The following is a 17447-nucleotide window of genomic DNA, read 5'->3' as shown; positions in this document are numbered from 1 at the left end:
GTACTGCAGGGGGGACCCTGTGGGAGAGTAGGACGCCGCCGAACAACCATTAACAGAAAGCCCCCTGACCACCGGTCAGGGGGCTTCTCTGCATTCCCCCACCAGCACCGGCAGCGGGCTGGGGAGGCCGGCCGCCACCGCGGGCTGGCGGCTACTGCTGGTGGCTTACATGGCGCCACCGTTGCCGAATGGCGCGTCCGTGGCTTGTTGCTGTTGCTCGGCTCCGCCTCGCGGGCCAACGACAGCGGGGGAGCGGGGCCGGTCCTGGGCGCCGTTGCCGGGTGCGGGCGCGCAGAAACGGTTCTGCGGCCGGGTCTCGCGTGAACCGGGGTCGATTCCGGGACGTCGGGTCACTCGTGGTACGCCAGGACCGGGTCAAATAGGGCATTACGGCATGATCGAGTGACACCTTGTCCCGAAAGTGACCCCGGTTCAGTCCAAGGCCCGCTCGCACCTCGGCAGGAACGTTTCTGCACCGCCCCGCGTCCACCCGCCGCCCGGCAACGGACCCCAACCCGCCCCCGGCTCCTCGCAGTTGGCCGCGAGCGGAGCGAGCCACCCCAGCCATCAACACACCAACGCGCCCCACGGAACTGACGAACGATCACCGGGAGCGAACACGCACCGGAAACCCGGCCACAGGACGGGGGCTCGGCAGCAGAACAGACCCCGCACCACCTCCAACCTGCCCCGACCTGCCGCTGATGCCGTGCGCTCGGTGTTCCCGCCGAAAGGTGTTCGAGTCAGCTGCGCCAAGTAGGTTGCAAGATCGGAGCGGGGCCGCGAATGTGTCGGTAACTGTGTTCAACGGCACCATACTTGGAGGCGAATCAGACAATGACCGACCAGGGCTCAGCCCCATCCTCGACCTCGGAATCCACCTCGACCGAGAGTCCGGCAGTACCGCTGCCGGGTGTCTACCGGGTCGACCCGGATCAGACCGTGATCCGGTTCCGAGCTCGTTCCATGTTCGGCCTGGTTCCGGTGAGCGGTACGTTCACGGTGGGGCAGGGGGAGTTCACCGTTGCCGAGGACGTCGCGGCATCGACGATCGACGTAACCGTGCTGGCGGAGAGCTTCGCGAGCGGTAACGCCAAGCGGGATGAGCACATCCGCTCCGCCGACTACCTGGAGGCGGCCGCGCACCACGACATCGTGTTCCGAAGCGCGAGCATCCAGCAGGGGAGCGCGACCACTGCCCCCGGTGAGCTCACCGTTCGTGGCGTGACGCAGCCCTGCGTGCTGACTATCGCCACGGTGACCGGCGACGACAAGACCGTGACGGCCAAGGCCACCACGACGGTTGACCGCTATGCGTTCGGGCTCACCAAGCAGAAGGGCATGGTGGGACGCCAGACCAGTCTGGAGATTGACGTCGTTGCCGTTCGGGAGTCCGGCTCGGCCACCTCGGTGGTCTCGAGCGAGGCTCCGGCTGAAGCCGCCGAGGAGGTCGCTGTGCCGTCGGCTGCGGCTGAAGCCCCGGTTGAGGCCCCCGCTGAGGCTCCGGCTGAGGCTCCGGCTGAACCGGTGGCCGAAGCCTCCGTTGAGCCCGTCGCCGAGGCTTCAACAGCGGCTCCGGCGAAGGAGGCGACGGAGGAAGCGTCAGAGGAACCGGCCGAGGCGGCGACCGCCGAGACGGCGGCTGAGGCCTCGACCGAGGCCGCCCCGGAGGCTGCGACCGAAGCGCCGGAGCGACCCGCGGACTAGCGCCAGGACCAGGACTGGGCGAGCTGCCAGTGCCCGCCTGGGCCCAGCCAGGTGTGGCCTGGCGGTCGCCTCCGTGCCCCGCTCAGGCCCCGCTCCCGCCACGGGTTCACCCGTGGCGTTCGGTGGCCCAGAGCAGTAGTCCTGCCGCGGGGAGTGCCGCGCCGAGGGTGGCGACTGCCGGCCACCCGTCGGCGCGGTAGGCCGTGGAGGCGACTTGTGAGCCCAGTGCGCCGCCGAGGAAGAAGGTGGCCATGTAGGCGCTGTTGAGCCGGGCGCGTGAGGCCGGGTCGAGTTGGAAGATGACGTGCTGGCCCAGGATGAGGGTGGTCTGCACGGCCATGTCCAGCAGGATCGCCGCCGCGCCGAGGGCGATGATGCTGTGTCGGCCGACGCCGGCGAGGCCGAAGGCCAGGGCCGCGGTGAGCAGCGCCGCTGCCGTCATCGGTCGGCCCAGGCCGCGGTCGGCCCAGCGCCCGGCCAGTGGCGCGATCAGCACGCCGCCCGCGCCGACCAGGGCGAACAGGCCCACGCCCAGCTGGTTGTAGTGGAAGGGCGCGCCGGTGAGGACGAAGGAGACGGTGGTCCAGAAGGCGCTGAAGGCGCCGAACATGGTCGCCTGGTAGAGGGCTCGCCGTCGCAGGGGCGGGTGCTGCCGCATCAGGCGGGCGGTGGAGCGCAGGAGCTCCGGGTACGGCGCGCCGGTGCGCGGTCGCCGCGTCGGGAGGGTCGTGCGGAGCACCAGGGCCAGGACGGCCATCAGTGCGGCCGAGGTGAGGTAGACCACCCGCCAGTCGGTGGCCTGCGCCAGCAGGCTGCCGAGGGTGCGGGAGAGCAGGATGCCGGCCAGCAGCCCGCTCATCACCTGTCCGACGATGCGGCCGCGGATGTGGCTGGGGGCCAGATCAGCGGCGTACGGCACGAGGATCTGGACCACGACGAGGGTGGTGGCGAACAGCAGCGTCGCGCCGAGCAGCAGGGCGTATCCGGGTGCGGTGCCGGCCACGACCAGGGAGGCGGCGGTGATGCCCAGCAGCACCGTGACGAGTCGTCGGTTCTCCAGCCGGTCGCCCAGCGGGACGATGAACAGCAGGCCCAGTGCGTAACCGATCTGGCTGATCGTCACAAGCCACCCGGCGGTGGCCGCGTCGATGCCGAAGACCTGGCGCAGGCTGCTGAGCAGTGGCTGGGCGTAGTAGAGGTTGGCGACGGTCAGTCCGCAGGCCACGGCCAACAGCAGGACCAGTCGGCGCGGCGGTTCTCCCGCCCCGGTCGAGGCGAGTGCGCCATCGACCTCGCCCTCGGTCTCGACGGCGGCAGTGGCAGCGGCAGCGGTGAACTCGGGCGGCGGCTGGGACACGTGTGTCCCCCCTTCGATGGCAGCGGTCAGGTGAACCAGTCAAACCGGTTCCCGACGCTACCAGTTAAACCGGTTCGCGCAGTACTGTGTTCCGCATGACGGTCACTACTCGTGCAGCTGGGGAAGCAGCGGACAGAGGGGCAGAGGTGGTCCGCTTCCGGGAGGGAGCGGGCAGGCTCTCGCTCGACTTCATTCGTACGCTCCGGTACCGGGGCACCATCGGTTCCGTCGAGGAACTGCCCGACGTGTCAGCCCTGGTGGCCTGGATCACGCAGTGCGGCCCCTGTGCGCTGGCGCTGGATGCCGAGCTGGTCGATCCGACCGTGGTGCGGGATGCGCGGAGCCTGCGGGAGGCGGTCCACGAGCTGATCTCCGCCGCACGCAGCCCGGGCGGGGTGAGCTCGTCCAGTTTCCTGTCCCGTGAGCTGGTGAACCGGGCGGCTGCCGTCGCGGCTCCGACGCCGCGCGTCGACCCGTCGGGGGCTCTGCTCTGGATTGCCACCGATCCGGTCGCGGCCACGCTGTCGCTGGTGGCGAGGGACGCCGTCGACCTGGTCACCTCCCCGGCGATGGAGCGGGTGAGGGAGTGTGCCGATCCGACCTGCGGGGCGCTGTTCGTCGACAACTCCCGTCCCGGAAAGCGCCGGTGGTGCTCGATGGGCGCCTGCGGCAATCGCGCGAAGAAGAGCACGATCCGCAGCAAGGCCGCCCAGAACCGGGACCAGAGCCGGGATCAGGGGAAGGACCAGGGGAAGGACGGCTCGGCCTGAGTCGGGCGGGGCTTGGCCCCAACCCGCTCCCGGTCAGTGCTGGACGGCGGCGGCCGGGGTGGCAGGCGCGGTCGGCAGCAGACCCAGGGCCCGGAAGCTGATCCGCTGGTCGAACCAGAGCAGGGTGACGGTCGCGGCGGTCATCAGGAAAGCCATCGTCAGGTGGCCCGCGGCGCTGGTGATCTGGGCTCCGGCGAGGCCGAGGAGCAGGTGCGCTCCCGCCCGCAGCGCGATCAGCCCGATGGCGATGGCACGGGTGCGGCTGTTCTTCAGCATGGCCTTGACCAGCTTGCGACGCTTTCCCAGGACCGTGATCCCGACGATCATGTTCACCGCGCCCAGTGCGGCGAGCACCGTCCAGGCGTCGGGGCTGGTCTTCAGGATGTCGTAGGCGCCACCCATCAGGCCCTCGAAGCCGAAGAACCAGACAGGCAGCGGCTTCAGGTTCTTCAGCGCCTCGGCATCGGCCTGCGCCTTCGCCTCGGCCTTGGCGGTCTGCTCCTCCACCGAGACGGTCTTCTTGCTGAACCTGTCGGAGATGCTGATGCTCATGGTGTGTCCGCCCCCTGGGTCGTTCCGTCGATCCGCCGGCTCCCTGCCGACATGGATCATCCTGGCCCGGATGAGGGGCGCTGCAGCAGAGCCGCACATCCCGACCTGAGCAGTACATTTGTCATACGCGGCTCAGGTCCGGACGTCATTTCCGCAGCTCACTACGGTTCCTGAGTCGGTCCCTGTCCCTCTTCCCGCCCCTGCCCCTGGTCCGGGCCCTGTACGTCCTGCACCGGATGCAGTTGCACACCGGCCTGCTCGGCCAGCGCGAGGTCCAGGCTCTCCCTGCGGATCCGGCGGTCCAGGTACAGCAGGCCGTTGGTGAGCGGCGTCAGCGGCATCGCGAGCACCGTGACGAGCGCGCCGCCGGCTGCCGCCGTCAGGTAGAAGAACGCCACCGCGCCGAAGCCGATGTGCGGCGTGGCGGCGGTGTCGGGGGTCCGCGAGAGCTGGTCGAACACCGGCAGCGAGCCGATCACCACGGCGGGGATCAGGATGAGCTGACCGACGACCGAGCCCACCAGGCTGACCAGGTAGGGGATGCCGAGGCTCCGCCACCAGGCTCCGCCGTTGAGCTTCCAGGCCCGACGCAGGGCGGCGACCGGCCGCTGGTTCTCCAGCACCACGACGGGGATCACCAGTACCAGCCGCACCGTCACGTACAGCACCGCGACCATCGCCGGCAGCCAGAACAGCAGCAACGTCGCCCCGAAGGCCGCGCCGCTCTGTGCGGCGGCGCCGATGGCCGCGGCCAGGCCGACGGCCACCACCAGTACGGCCAGGACGCCCCCGGCGAGCAGCAGGCAGACCGCGAGCACCCGCCACAGGTGCGGCCTCGACTCCCGCCACACCTGGCGCACCGTCACCTTCTGTCCCAGGACCGCATGGCGCAGCACCGCGGTGCTGGTGGTCGAGCCCACCAGATAGCAGGCCAGGGCGCCGAGCGCGATGATGAGGACGGCACCGCCGCCGAAGCCGGCCATGGTGAGGCCCTGTCCGGTGCTCGGGGTGAACGAGGAGTTGTCGCTGGCGGCGTCGTAGATGCTGTGCAGCGGGCCGTAGGCGAAGGCGGCCAGTGTGCCGAGCAGCAGGGCGCTGCCGAGGGCGGTCAGCAGCAGCGGGACGTAGACCGCCAGGAAGTGGCGGCGCAGGGTGCCGAAGACCCCGCTGAAGATTTCCCCCACGGACAGCGGGTGCAGCGGTATCACGCCCGGCTTGGGCGGACGCGGCGGCAGCGGGACGTAACCCCAGCCGGGATAGCCGGGATGGCCGGGATAGCCCGGAGAGCCGGGGTAGCCGGGCCCGCCCGGACCACCGGGTGGCCGGCCGCCCGTGGCCCACCCGCCGGGACCGCCGCCGGGCCCACCTGGTCCGCCGGGACCGCCCCACCCCGTGTTGCCGCTCATCGCTCCGCTGCTCTTCTCTCTCACGTGCTCGCTCCTGTGGAGTCACGAGCGTACGGGAGCGCCTTCCGTCGACGAACCTTCGATGCGGAAGCGTTGTGCGGCCTTCCGGTCCGCGAGCAGCAGCAGTTCGCCCTTGTCCAGGGCCCCGGGGGCGGTCGCGGACTCGGTCTCCGCCGGGCCGGACCCCAGCGCGGTCAGCAGGCCGTCGATGCCGGGGGCCGGCAGCGGGCCGAGCACGGCGCGGGCGTCCGCGCTTGTCCACAGGCTGTGGACGGCGCGCTCGTCCCAGCGCAGCCGGGCCTGTTCGGGGGAGCGGAAGACGGCGACCCCGGCCAGGCCGAGCGGGCCGCCGCGGGCCATCAGTTCGGGCAGGCCCGGGAAGGGCGCGACTGCGGCCGCGTTGTCCAGCAGGCAGAGCAGTGGTGGGTCGAGCCGACCGGAGGATGACCGTACGGCCATGCGCCGGCCGCGCTCGACCACGTCTTCCACGAGCGCGCTCAGCAGGGGCATCACGCTGCGCTGTGCGGAACCGTTACTGCCGACCCTGGTCTCGGTGGCGCGACCCAGTACGTAGAGCGTTCCCCGATGGCGCAGGACTGACTCCACATCAAGACTGTCAGTTGCCGAGGAAGAGGCTGAGGGCGCGCAGGCCTGCTGCACCTGGAGTTCGGACAGCGATTCCAGTGCGCCGCCGATGCGTTGCAGCGCGGAGTCGCGCAGCTCGGTCGAGTGGGTGAGCACCGTCTGCAGTTCGCCGTCCCAGCCGTCAGCGGCGGTGTGCGGGTCGGCGTTGCGCAGGATGCCCAGCGCCTCCTGGCGGTTGGTGCCGGAGGCCCAGCGCTGGATGTGCCGGAACGGGCGCCCGTCCAGCGCGGCAGCGTGCAGCCAGCAGCGGAGCACCGTCTGCGCGGTCTCCTGGATGCCGCGCTCGTGCGAGGCGCTGGAGGAGCTGGTGGAGCCGTCGCCGCGGGCTGTCGGGGCAAGCAGCGCACGGGCCCGGGCGGAGGCGACCGAGGGGTCGTCACAGTGGTCGTGCGGGGCCCAGCGGACCCGGGCGTCGGGGTCGTCGAGGGCGTCGACCAGTCGCAGCGGGTCGTAGAGGCGGGCGTCCCGGTGCGCGGGACGGGCCTCCCAGAGCGCGAGGTCGTCGGTGACGACGAGGACCGCCCCGGTCGCGGTCTCCACGGCCCGCTGCAGCAGCCGGCGCCGGTACGGGGCGGCTCCGACGTCCGGCACCAGCAGCGCGGTCATGCCCGCGGGGAAGGCGAAGGCCCGGGAGGCCGGGGCCGGGGCCGGAGCCGGAGCGGCGGCAGGGGGAGGCCCGCCGGCGGTCTTGTGGATGGAGACGGGGGCGGAGCCGGTGACGGGCCCGGCGAGCGGTGGCGCGGTCCGGGGCTCGGGCACCGGAGCGGGCGTGGGCATCGCAGCGGGCGCCGTCGTCGCGGCACCCGTCCGTGCGGGCCCCGCCGCCGGATAGGACTCCTCCGCCCGGTACGGCTCCTGCTGCCGGTACGGCTCCTGCACCCGGTGCGCCTGCCGCGCGCTGCGCAGCCGCATCCACGCCGTCAGTATCGTCAGCGCCAGCGCGATCAGCAGTGCCAGCAGGACGAAGAAGGTGCTCCAGAAGGCCGTCGGCGACGGCAGCTGCGGCACCGGCGTGCCGGGCCAGGCCGCGCCCATGCTGTTCGGCTGGGTGGCCAGGTTCCGGATCGCCGTCGGCGTCCCGGCGAACGGCAGCGGATGCGGCAGGTGACCATGGGTCACCAGGGCGCCCAGGGCCGTGGACAGCCACACCAGGGTGGTGGTGCCGAGCAGCGTCGCCAGTACCCCGACGATGGCTCCGTCCGGTATGCCCCTGCGCGGCGGTACGCCGGCGCCGCTGCTGCCGTCCCAGCTCCTTCCGTCCCCCGGCCGCCCCCGGCCGCCCGGCTGCATCGACGACATCATGCCGCCGGGTCGTCCGCGAGCTGTTTGGAAGCCCGGGTGCGTTCGATGATGGCGTCCTCCGTCATCGCGCGGTCGGTGAAGACGAGCGGTCTCTCGTGCTCGGTGATCAGGTGCTTCACCACCTGGACGTTGCCGTTGACGTCCCACACCGCGATACCGGGCGACAGCGTGGGGATGATCTCCACCGCCCAGCGCGGCAGGCCCAGCACCCGTCCGGTGGCGCGTGCCTCGTCGGCCTTCTGCATGTAGATGGTCCTGGTCGAGGCCATCTTCAGGATCGCCGACGCCTCCTTGGCGGCCGCGCCGTCCATCACGTCGGAGAGGTGGTGCACCACCGCCACGAACGACAGGCCCAGCCGCCGTCCGAACTTCAGCAGCCGCTGGAACAGCTGGGCCACGAAGGGCGAGTTGATGATGTGCCAGGCCTCCTCGACCAGGAAGATGCGCTTCTTCCGGTCGGGGCGCAGCCAGGTGTGCTCCAGCCAGACGCCGACGATCGCCATCAGGATCGGCATGGCGATGGAGTTGCGGTCGATGTGCGACAGGTCGAAGACGATCAGCGGGGCGTCGAGGTCGATGTCGGTGGTGGTCGGCCCGTCGAACATGCCGCGCAGGTCGCCGTCGACCAGCCGGTCCAGGACCAGGGCGACGTCCAGGCCCCAGGTCTGGATGTCCTCCAGGGAGACGCCCAGTGCGTCCACGGAGTCGGTGTTGGGGGAGCGCAGCGTGTCGATGATGTCGCCGAGGATCGGCTGGCGCTCGGTCCTGGTGGCGATGACGTGGGCGTGCGCGGCCTTCAGCGCGAAGCCGGCCCGCTCGTCCAGGCCGCGGCCCATCGCCACCTCGATGATGGTGCGCAGCAGTGCCAGCTGGCCGGTGAGGGTGATCGCCGGGTCCAGCGGATTGAGCTTCACCCCGCCGTTGAGGGCCGCCTGCGGGTCGAGGCGCACCGGCGTTATCCCCAGCGCCCGGGCGATCAGGTTCCACTCGCCGACGCCGTCCTCGCCCTGCGCGTCCAGCACCACCACCTGGCGGTCGCGGAACCGCAGTTGGCGCAGTACGTAGGTCTTCTCCAGCGCCGACTTGCCGTTGCCGGACTCGCCGAGCACCAGCCAGTGCGGGGCCGGCAGCTGTTGCCCGTACAGCTGGAAGGGGTCGTAGACGTAGCCCTTGCCGCTGTAGACCTCCCGGCCGATGATCACCCCTGAGTCGCCGAGCCCGGGCGCGGCCGTCGGCAGGTAGACCGCCTGGGCCTGGCCGGTGGAGGTGCGGACCGGGAGCCGGGTGGTCTCCATCTTGCCGAACAGGAAACTGGTGAAGGCGTCGGTCAGGCCGCCCACAGGTGCTGCCATGCAATGCCTCCAGGGTCTGCGGGGATCGGGGGACTACGGGTTCGCGGGACTGCTGGCTCGTGGGTCTGCGGGGTTCGCGGGACGGGGTCAGCGGCGGATGCCGGTGGCGAACGGGAGGGTGTTGACGAAGGCCCGGTGGTGCTCCCGGTCGCACCACTCCAGCTTGAGGTAGCTCTTGCCGGCGGAGGCGCGGATCGTCCGCTTGTCCCGGGCGAGCGCCTCCGGCGTGCGGGAGCTCACCGTGATGTAGCCGACCAGGTTCACGCCCGCCGCGCCGGAGGCGAGGTCCTCGCCGCGCTGGTCGACCCGGCCGCTGTGGGCCGCGTCGCGCGGGTCGACGGTGCGGTTCATCTTCGCCTGGCGGCTGGCCTCGGCGTCGTCGTTGGTCTTCTCGGTCAGCATCCGCTCGATGGCGACGTCGGTGGGCTCCAGGTCCATGGTGACCGCGACGGTGCGGATCACGTCCGGGGTGTGCACCAGCAGCGGGGCCAGGAAGTTCACGCCGACCGGGGTCAGCGGCCACTCCTTCACCCACGCCGTGGCGTGGCACCAGGGCTCGCGGGTACCGGACTCGCGGGTCTTGGCCTGGAGGAAGTTGGCGTCGGTGGCGTCCAGCTCGGCCGGCCAGGCGTTGCGCCGGGACATCGCCTGGATGTGGTCGATCTGGTGGTCCGGGTCGTACATGGAGTGCAGCAGGGACGCCAGCCGGGCCTGGCCCAGCGGCTGCCGGACCCGGATGTCGGCCTCGGCCAGCCGGGCGCAGATGTCGGTCAGCTCACGGGCCATCACCGCGGCCAGGCCCTCGTCGCCGCGTGCCCTTATGTGCGCGGTCCGGCCGATGGCGTGGGCCTCGGCGGCCAGCTCCCTGGTGTACGGCATGCAGGCGACCAGGTAGGCGCGGTGCTGCTCGGAGGAGGTGGAGACCATCGACTGCAACTGGTCGTAGGACTCCTTCAGCCACTGCGGCGAGTCCGGGTCGCCGCGCCGGGCGACGTCCTTGGCGTGCGCGTCCGGGTCGGCGGGCAGGGTGCGCGCCAGCACCTGGAGCCGGGTCACGAAGCCGTCGCCGTTGGCGACGTGCTTCAGCAGCGTCCCGAAGCGCTCGACCAGGGCCTCCTGGTCCTCGGAGTCGCGCAGGCCGACGCCCGGTCCCTCGATCTCGATCGCCGCGGTGACGGTCTTCCGGGTGAGGTGCAGCAGCACGGTCACCTCGTCCGGGCCGAACGGCGCGGCGAGCCAGCGGATCCGTCCGATCCCGGGCGGCGGCCCGATCTCGACCTCCCGGCCGTCCAGCTTGGTGCCGGCCTCCATCACCCCGGACCGGTAGGTGGCCATGGCCGAGGAGCGGACGGTGCGGCGGTAGCTGCGGTTGATCTCGGCCCACTTGTAGATGGTCCGCTTGCGGTAGGGCAGGTAGACGACGGCGAAGGCCATCAGCGGGAAGGCGACCAGGCCGATCAGCCGCAGCGGGAGGAAGGAGGTGAACAGCAGCCCCCACATCATCCCCAGGAACGCCCCGAAGATGATCAGGAAGACCTCGCCGGTCTCCCGGTTCTTCCCGATCAGGGCGTTCGGTTTGGCCTTGCCGATCAGGTAGGTGCGTCGGTAGCCACCGACTGGCTGGGTGGTCACGGCCGCGCCCCCTTGCTCATGGTGCTGTTACCCGTACCTGCGGGGGCGCGGTCGGACACGCCCCCGTTGTTCTGTGCCGGGGGCGCGGCTGCGCCGCCCCGGGGGCCTCGTGAGCCGTGCGCGGCGATGCCCGGTGTGACGCTGCCGCCGCCCGCGCCGCCGCCGCGGCCGCCGCCGCCCTGTTCGGACTCGCGTCCGGCGTGGGTGTTGATGCCCTGCTTCATGAAGTTCGCGGGACCGTTCACCACGGCCGAGCCCGCGCTCACCGCGGAGGCGCGGGCCTGGCGCATCGCCGCCATGTCGTCGCCGAAGCCCGGTACGAAGCGGTAGATCGCGGTGCTGGCGAAGATCGAGAGGGCGAGGATCGCCAGTCCGGCGAGGACGGTGGAGAAGGCGTCGTTCGCCCCGGCGTTGGAGGCGATGGCTCCGGCGAGGCCCAGGATGATCACGATCACGGGTTTGATCAGGTCCACCGCGACCATCAGCCCGGCCCAGCGGCGTACGTGCTTCCACAGCTGACGGTCCACCAGGCCCGCGTAGACGGCGGTGCCGAGGAGCGCGCCGACGTAGAGCATCGCGGCCCGGATCAGCATCTCCAGCCACAGCACGGCGGCGGCGAGGATCGCCACCAGGGAGACCAGGACCTGGATGATCGGGCCGCCACCGAGGTTCCCTCCGGTGAGGGTGTCGGCGAAGGTGCCCAGGTAGTTGGTGGTGTCGGTCTTGGTCCCCGACGCGATGGCGGCGGTGATCCCGTCGGTGGCGCTGACGACGGTGTAGAGGACGAGCGGGGTGAACGCGGAGGCGATCACGGTCAGCCAGAGGAAGCCGACGGCCTCTCCTATCGCCGTGTAGATCGGCACACCGCGGACGGCCCGCTTGGCCACGGCGAGGAGCCAGAAGATCAGCGTCAGGAAGGTGGAGGCGGCGAAGACCACGGCGTACTGCTTCAGGAAGGTCGGGTTGGTGAAGTCGACATTGGTGGTCGAGTTGATCCCGTCCGAGAGCTTCCGCACCACCCATGCGGCGGCGGTGGAACACCCGTTCGCCAGCGACTGCAACGGGTCCAGCGTGGAGGTGCTGGGGAGCGGGGAGGTGTTGGAGTTCTGGTTCTCGCACAGTGACTTGCCCAGCCCGACCAGGCCACTGCAGTTCTTGGGGGTCGCCGACGGAGACGGGGAGGCCGGGGCTGCGGCTGCCAGGTTGGCCAATGACAGCATGGCCAACTGAAGCAGTGTCACCGAGCCACCGATTACGGCGATGCGGCGCTTACCTGGCATAGCGGAACCCCCCGAACTGCGAAACAGCGCTGCTGATGGCACCGGAGTCGGAGGCGGCCTGACTGCCACTGATCGGGACCGGTCCGTCCTTCTGGTTGTAGCCGGACATCTTCCAGTCTCCGTTCACCCAGCGAAGCTGCAGCACCTCGGTGAACCAGTACTCAGCGACCGGCTTGACCGACCCGGTGCCGGCGATGCCGCCGAGGGCGTTGCACCACACTTCTACGGTGGCGGTACCGCTGCTGTAGCTGTCGTTCTTGCTTCCGACCGGGATCGTCCGGGACACGAAGGTCTGCCCGGCCGGTGCGGCGCCGTTCACGAGTCCGAAGGTCTTCGCCTGGGCCTGGTAGGAAGTGTCCGACCGCGCCTGCAGGGCCGACTCGGCCGAGGGGTCGGTGATCGTGTGCAGTATCGTGTGCCGGCTCGCGTCCGCGTACATGTCGGCCGAACCCAGCGCCACCGCGTAGTTCACCGCTGCTGACTGGGCGCCCTCGCTGGTGTGCGGGAAGCCGGTGGCGATGCCGTTCTGGGTGGTGGTCACCGGTTGGGTGCCGGTCGGGGCCGTGGCCTGGTCGCCGGAGGTGCCGGTGGCGGCCTTCGCCGCCCCGCTCGACGGCGTCGAGCCCGCGGCGGTCGTGGATCCGCCGGTACGGTTCAGCACCGCCACCGCCAGCACCAGCACCGCCACCATCGCCAGGACCGCGACCAGCGTCCGCAGGGATCGACGACCACCCGCCTCCGGTGCGCCGGGTGACGGAGTCCCGGCCGGATAGCGGGTACGCGTATGCGGCTGGTCGTCAGGCGCTGACACAGCGGCCCCCTTGGGACGAGGGTGGGCAGGTAGACAGTTGTCGGCTTACGGGCGGACAGGGACGATGCGGACAGGGACGATCGCGACAGTGGCACCCGGACGGCGGCCCGTGGGGAGAGCTTTGCCGAACCGGTACATATCGTCGTACGGCAGGGTGATCAGATTAGACGTCTCGTCAGATCGCCATGCCATACACAATGGTGAACAAGGTACCGAGCGATCCGATGATGAACACGCCGGTCAAACCGGCGACGATCAGTCCCTTCCCCTGCTCCGCACTGAAGGTGTCCCGCAGTGCCGTGGCGCCGATCCGCTGCTTCGCCGCGCCCCAGATGGCGATGGCGAGACAGCCGAGGATGGCGACGGCCATGATGACCTCCACCATCGTCTTGGCCTCGGAGCCGAGACTGGCGAAGGGGCCCCAGTTGGGGGCGATCCCGCCGATGATGGTGTTGATGTCACCCTTGCTGGCACTGAGATACAAAACAATCACCTACCTGATCATCATTCAAAGCCCAGCACCCGGCCGTGGTGTAGGGCCCGGCCCTATTGTTGGCCAGAACCGAAGTCGACTTGGCCACTTTCCAGAGGATCGTCGTTGAGTTGTGTGCCACAGATGCCAACATTGGGCCTCATGGGTCCTGCAGCAGCTTGGTCGAGCCTACCGCTAACCGTGTGTATCACCAGTGATTGCGCAGAGCAACGCCCTGGTCCAGACTCTGTGGGGGCATCTGCGGGCACTCGAGGCAAAGGCCGGTGGCACATGCGCTCTACCTCGCCACTACTACACTCCCCCCTTCCCGACATCCTGGCGCCCGACCTCAAGACGCCCGACATCAAGACGCACGGCGCTTCGTGACGGCCCGTCGGGCCTGGGCCCTCATCAGCGGAGGCGGCGTCACCGCTCTCGGTGTCGCACTCTTCGTCGTCATTGGCACATACACCGCCTCCGGGTCGATGCTGCAGGCCCAGGCCCAGGGGGCGGTGCAACTGGCGCCCGGGACCGTGCCGTCGAGCTATGCCGCGCTGATCCAGAAATGGGGCACCCTGTGCCCCGAACTGACGCCCCCTCTGCTCGCGGCGCAGATGTACCAGGAGAGCGGGTTCAACCCCAAGGCGGTGAGTCCGGTCGGTGCGCAGGGGATCGCCCAGTTCATGCCGGCGACCTGGGCCATCTACGGGATCGACCCCACTCATACCCATACACCGGACGTGTGGAACCCCGCGGATGCCATTCCCTCCGCCGCGACCTACGACTGCGCCCTGGCCAAGGACACCGCCAACGTCCCCGGCAACCACACCTCCAACATGCTGGCCGCCTACAACGCGGGCCCGTACGCCGTCATAAGCGCCCAGGGCGTCCCCTCCTTCTCGGAGACGCAGAACTACGTCACCTCCATCACCAAGCTGGCGGAGTCCTTCACCGGGGCCACCACCATCAGTTTCTCCAGCCAGGCGGCCGGGGCGATCTACTACGCCCAGAGCAAGCTGGGCACCCCGTACCTCTGGGGCGGGGAGGGGCTGGCCTCGCAGAACTACCGGTTCGACTGCTCGGGGCTCACCCAGGCGGCGTACGCCAGCGTGGGCATCACCCTGCCGCGGGTCGCCGCCGACCAGTGGTACGCCGGTCCGCATCCGACCCGCAGTCAGCTCCAGCCGGGCGACCTGGTGTTCTTCTCGCACGACCCGCACGACCCGACCCAGATCCACCATGTGGGGATCTACGTCGGCGGCGGCATGATGATCAACGCACCGCACACCGGAGCGGTGATCCGCTACGACTCCGTCGACTCCGAGGGCGACTACTTCGGCGCCACCCGGGTCACCGCGGGCGGTGCCGCGGCCCTGCCGACCCTGCAGCCCGGCGGAACCATCGCCAACGGCGGAGCACCGGTCACCAGCTGAGACGCGGGGCCGGCCCGCTGGTCCCGGTCCCGTCCCCCGGCCCCGTCCCCGTCTCACTCCTTGAGCAAGTGTCACGGACCGGGACCGGGCTTGTGGCGGAGCCGTGAGCGTCGCGTCACGTTCCAATAACTTCGGCCGCCCCCGGAACACTTTGGGTGATTCGCGCCGTTGTGCCCGATGCAGGGAGAGGACACTTGACCTTGCCGTACCGGAGCCCCGGCGTTCGGGACTCCTCTCCGTCGAAGCACGGCGAGTCGGGCGAAGAGATCGCGGAGGTCTGGCGTGGCGACGGTGGTGCTGCTGTCCGACGGCGAGGGCGGGGACATCGACTGGTCCCTGACCTCCACCATCAACGGTCTGGCCCGCGACCTTCCGCAGGCGGTCGACAGCGTGCTCGGGTTCCTCGGCGAGTACGGGGTGCCGCTGGCGTCGGTGCTGGTCCTGCTCGGCGCCTGGTTGCAGGCCCGGCGCCGCCCCGACGCGGCCGAGTCGGTGGCCGGAGTGCTCTGGGCCGGACTGGCCGCCGGTGTGGCGCTGATCCTGAACGTCCCGGTGCGGGCGCTGGTGGAGCGGCCCCGCCCGTTCGTCTCACATCCCGGGCAGCTGGACCTCTTGATGGACCATCAGGCCAACGGCTCGTTCGCCAGCGACCACGCCACCTTCACCATGGCGCTCGCGGTCGGCCTGCTCCTGGTCATCCGCAGGTACGGGATGATCGCGCTCGGCCTGGCCGGGTTCGAGGGCCTGCTGCGGGTGTTCATGGGCGTCCACTACCCCACCGACGTCGTCGGCGGCTTCGCCCTCGGCACGGCCACCACCCTGCTGCTGGCGCCGATCGCGATGGCGGTGCTGGCCCCGCTGGTGCATGCGCTGACCCGCTCCTCGCTGGCGCCGCTGGTCCGTTCGGAGCGCCGGGTCCGCGGCACCCGGGCGACCGGCCGGCCGAGCACGTCCCTGGCCGGCGCCCCGGACAGCCCCGACACCCCGGACGAGCTGGCCGCATAGCGGCGCCGCGTCACGGCGCCGTGCGCACCGGCCCCACCCGGGCCGCCGCTCACCCCAGCGGCACCGACTGCGGGAAGTGGAACATCCCGCCGGGGTCGTAGGTCCGCTTCACCGAGCGCAGCCGGGCCGCGTTGCTGCCGTAGTAGGCCTGCTCCCAACCCGTCAGATGCGGGTCGATGTAGTTCTGGTAGGCCTGTCCGCTCGAGTACGGGCGCATCGCCGACCAGACCCCGGTCAGCCAGGACCAGGAGCGGTCCGCCCCGTTTCCGCCCACCACACCGTCCGGGTAGTTGGCGGTGTACTGCGCCATGAACAGCCCGTCGCGGTGCACGAAGGCGGTGTCCGCGGCGCCGACCCGGTTGATGGCACCGCCCAGCGCGTCGAAGGCCACCCCCGCGCTGCCGCCGGCGGGTCCGGTCCGGGGGTAGCGGTTGATCGCGGCGACCAGGGCCTCGGCCCCGGCCTCGCTGAGCGGGCGGGTGAACACGTCCGACTTGGCGCCGTAGGACTCACGGGTGACCCGGCCCGAGGGGTTCTGCCCCGGCAGGCTGCCGGCCAGGTGCGAGGCGGCCTGGGACCACCCCGACACCCCGCCCATCACCTGCATGGTCTCCAGGTAGGAGCGGGTGTGCAGGGACACCGACGAGGGGGTCACGGCCAGCCGGTCGACCTGGTTCGACAGTTCGCTCTGCGGGCCCAGGTAGTTGACGGTGGTGCCGAGCTGGGTGCGTCCGTCCGCCCACACCAGCAGGTGCAGGTCGGCCCAGAGTGCGTCAGGCGCGCTGGGCGCCCAGGCCTGCCAGGCCCGGATCACCGCGGCCGCCTTGGACCACGGCCAGCTGAGGAAGCCGTAGGCGCACTGCGCCGCCGGACGGGTGCGGAACGACAGCGAGGTGACCACGCCGAAGTTGCCCCCGCCCCCGCCGCGCAGGGCCCAGAAGAGGTCGGGATTGCTCGATGCGCTGGCCGTGCGGATCTGCCCGTCGGCGGTCACCACCTCGGCGCTGCTGAGGTTGTCGCAGGTCAGGCCGTAGGCGCGACCGGTGACGCCGACGCCGCCGCCGAGGGTGAGACCGGTCACGCCGACCGTCGGGCAGGAGCCCGCCGGGATGGTGACGCCCCGTCCGGCCAGGCCGGTGTAGACGTCGATCAGTCGCGCTCCCGCCCCCACCGTGGCGCTGCCGCCGGAGGCGGAGACCGAGCCCAGTTTGCCGACGTCCAGCACCAGGCCGCTCCCCGAGGACCAGCCGCCGTAGCTGTGCCCGCCGCTGCGCGCGGCCACCGGGACCCCGTGCCTGCGGGCGAAGGCCAGGCAGGTCGCCACGTCGTGCGCCCCGGCGACATAGGCGACGCCGCTCGGCTGCAGCGAGTCGTACTGCGGTTGGAAGAGGTGCCGGGCCGAGTCGTAGCGGCTGTCGCCGGGCCGGATCAGCAGCCCGTCGAGGTCCTTGGCGAGCGCGGTCCAGTCCGCGGCCCTGGCCGGGGTGGTGGCGGCGGTCGAGGCGGAGGGGGCGCTGGAAGCGGACGAGGAGGTGGTCGAAGCGGTCGCGACCGCGGTCGTCCCCGAGCCGGCCGCGGTCGTGCCGGTGCCGCCGCCCTTCGAACAGGCCGTCAGACCCGCCACCGCGACCGCGCCGGCGGCCCCGGCCCGCAGCACGGTCCGCCTGGAGGTGATCGTTTCGTCCATGCCGGACCTCTTCTCGGAGCAGCAGCCGCACCATCT

The 17447-nt window shown here is 70.9% G+C and carries 14 protein-coding genes; 4 read left to right on the top strand and 10 right to left on the bottom strand.

All coding sequences use genetic code 11. The features are described 5' to 3' along the window. Positions 1-837: 837 nt before the first annotated feature. Positions 838-1707, top strand: a complete 870-nt coding sequence (locus IF29_RS43685) for a YceI family protein (protein ID WP_084714492.1) — start codon at positions 838-840, stop codon at positions 1705-1707. Between the two features lie 106 nt (positions 1708-1813). On the opposite strand, the gene IF29_RS0118320 is transcribed toward IF29_RS43685, so the two are convergent. Further along, a complete protein-coding gene (locus IF29_RS0118320) occupies positions 1814-3064 on the bottom strand; it encodes an MFS transporter (protein WP_157623806.1) in 1251 nt (416 codons plus the stop codon). Between the two features lie 146 nt (positions 3065-3210). Between IF29_RS0118320 and IF29_RS0118315 the strand changes: the two genes are divergently transcribed. Beyond that, positions 3211-3834: a CGNR zinc finger domain-containing protein gene (locus tag IF29_RS0118315; RefSeq protein ID WP_232242196.1), complete on the top strand. Its 624-nt coding sequence runs from the start codon at positions 3211-3213 to the stop codon at positions 3832-3834. Positions 3835-3867: 33 nt separating this feature from the next. Here the strand turns inward: IF29_RS0118315 and IF29_RS0118310 are convergent, their stop codons facing one another. The 8 genes from IF29_RS0118310 to IF29_RS0118275 all read right to left on the bottom strand — a co-directional run bounded on the left by IF29_RS0118310 (position 3868) and on the right by IF29_RS0118275 (position 13298). Next, complete coding sequence (locus IF29_RS0118310; protein ID WP_232242195.1) at positions 3868-4386, bottom strand: hypothetical protein; 519 nt, start codon at positions 4384-4386, stop codon at positions 3868-3870. Between the two features lie 161 nt (positions 4387-4547). Continuing rightward, positions 4548-5816: a hypothetical protein gene (locus tag IF29_RS0118305; RefSeq protein ID WP_157623805.1), complete on the bottom strand. Its 1269-nt coding sequence runs from the start codon at positions 5814-5816 to the stop codon at positions 4548-4550. A gap of 18 nt (positions 5817-5834) precedes the next feature. Then, positions 5835-7727: a TraM recognition domain-containing protein gene (locus IF29_RS46090; RefSeq protein WP_157623804.1), complete on the bottom strand. Its 1893-nt coding sequence runs from the start codon at positions 7725-7727 to the stop codon at positions 5835-5837. Positions 7728-7735: 8 nt separating this feature from the next. Next, entirely contained in the window at positions 7736-9091 is a 1356-nt protein-coding gene (locus IF29_RS0118295) for an ATP-binding protein (RefSeq protein ID WP_030255885.1), read from the bottom strand. 87 nt (positions 9092-9178) lie between these two features. Then, on the bottom strand, positions 9179-10723 hold the full coding sequence (locus IF29_RS0118290; RefSeq protein ID WP_030255882.1) for an SCO6880 family protein: 1545 nt from the start codon (positions 10721-10723) through the stop codon (positions 9179-9181). Beyond that, positions 10720-12003: a hypothetical protein gene (locus IF29_RS0118285; protein ID WP_051725470.1), complete on the bottom strand. Its 1284-nt coding sequence runs from the start codon at positions 12001-12003 to the stop codon at positions 10720-10722. Before IF29_RS0118285 ends, IF29_RS0118290 begins: the two co-directional genes overlap by 4 nt. Beyond that, positions 11993-12814, bottom strand: a complete 822-nt coding sequence (locus IF29_RS0118280; RefSeq protein ID WP_030255876.1) for a DUF8175 domain-containg protein — start codon at positions 12812-12814, stop codon at positions 11993-11995. Before IF29_RS0118280 ends, IF29_RS0118285 begins: the two co-directional genes overlap by 11 nt. A 175-nt stretch (positions 12815-12989) precedes the next feature. Beyond that, positions 12990-13298: a hypothetical protein gene (locus IF29_RS0118275; RefSeq protein ID WP_030255873.1), complete on the bottom strand. Its 309-nt coding sequence runs from the start codon at positions 13296-13298 to the stop codon at positions 12990-12992. A gap of 371 nt (positions 13299-13669) precedes the next feature. Between IF29_RS0118275 and IF29_RS0118270 the strand changes: the two genes are divergently transcribed. Together IF29_RS0118270 and IF29_RS0118265 are read left to right on the top strand one after the other, a co-directional pair. Then, entirely contained in the window at positions 13670-14719 is a 1050-nt protein-coding gene (locus tag IF29_RS0118270; protein WP_030255871.1) for a bifunctional lytic transglycosylase/C40 family peptidase, read from the top strand. 282 nt (positions 14720-15001) lie between these two features. Further along, positions 15002-15724: a phosphatase PAP2 family protein gene (locus IF29_RS0118265; protein WP_232242194.1), complete on the top strand. Its 723-nt coding sequence runs from the start codon at positions 15002-15004 to the stop codon at positions 15722-15724. A 49-nt stretch (positions 15725-15773) separates the two neighbouring features. On the opposite strand, the gene IF29_RS0118260 is transcribed toward IF29_RS0118265, so the two are convergent. After that, complete coding sequence (locus IF29_RS0118260; RefSeq protein WP_030255865.1) at positions 15774-17411, bottom strand: FAD-binding oxidoreductase; 1638 nt, start codon at positions 17409-17411, stop codon at positions 15774-15776. Positions 17412-17447: the final 36 nt, after the last annotated feature.

The sequence above is a fragment of the Streptacidiphilus jeojiense genome (assembly GCF_000719095.1).
GTDB classification, from domain to species: domain Bacteria; phylum Actinomycetota; class Actinomycetes; order Streptomycetales; family Streptomycetaceae; genus Streptacidiphilus; species Streptacidiphilus jeojiensis.
The sequence above is the reverse complement of the archived record's forward strand: the minus strand, read 5'-3'. Positions and strand labels throughout refer to the sequence as shown.

Excerpts from the sequence above, each read along its gene's own strand:
- IF29_RS0118310 (WP_232242195.1), bottom strand. The coding sequence starts at position 4,386 with ATGAGCATCAGCATCTCCGACAGGTTCAGCAAGAAGACCGTCTCGGTG.
- IF29_RS46090 (WP_157623804.1), bottom strand. The coding sequence starts at position 7,727 with ATGCAGCCGGGCGGCCGGGGGCGGCCGGGGGACGGAAGGAGCTGGGAC.
- IF29_RS0118260 (WP_030255865.1), bottom strand. The coding sequence starts at position 17,411 with ATGGACGAAACGATCACCTCCAGGCGGACCGTGCTGCGGGCCGGGGCC.
- IF29_RS0118295 (WP_030255885.1), bottom strand. The coding sequence starts at position 9,091 with ATGGCAGCACCTGTGGGCGGCCTGACCGACGCCTTCACCAGTTTCCTG.
- IF29_RS43685 (WP_084714492.1), top strand. The coding sequence starts at position 838 with ATGACCGACCAGGGCTCAGCCCCATCCTCGACCTCGGAATCCACCTCG.
- IF29_RS0118285 (WP_051725470.1), bottom strand. The coding sequence starts at position 12,003 with ATGCCAGGTAAGCGCCGCATCGCCGTAATCGGTGGCTCGGTGACACTG.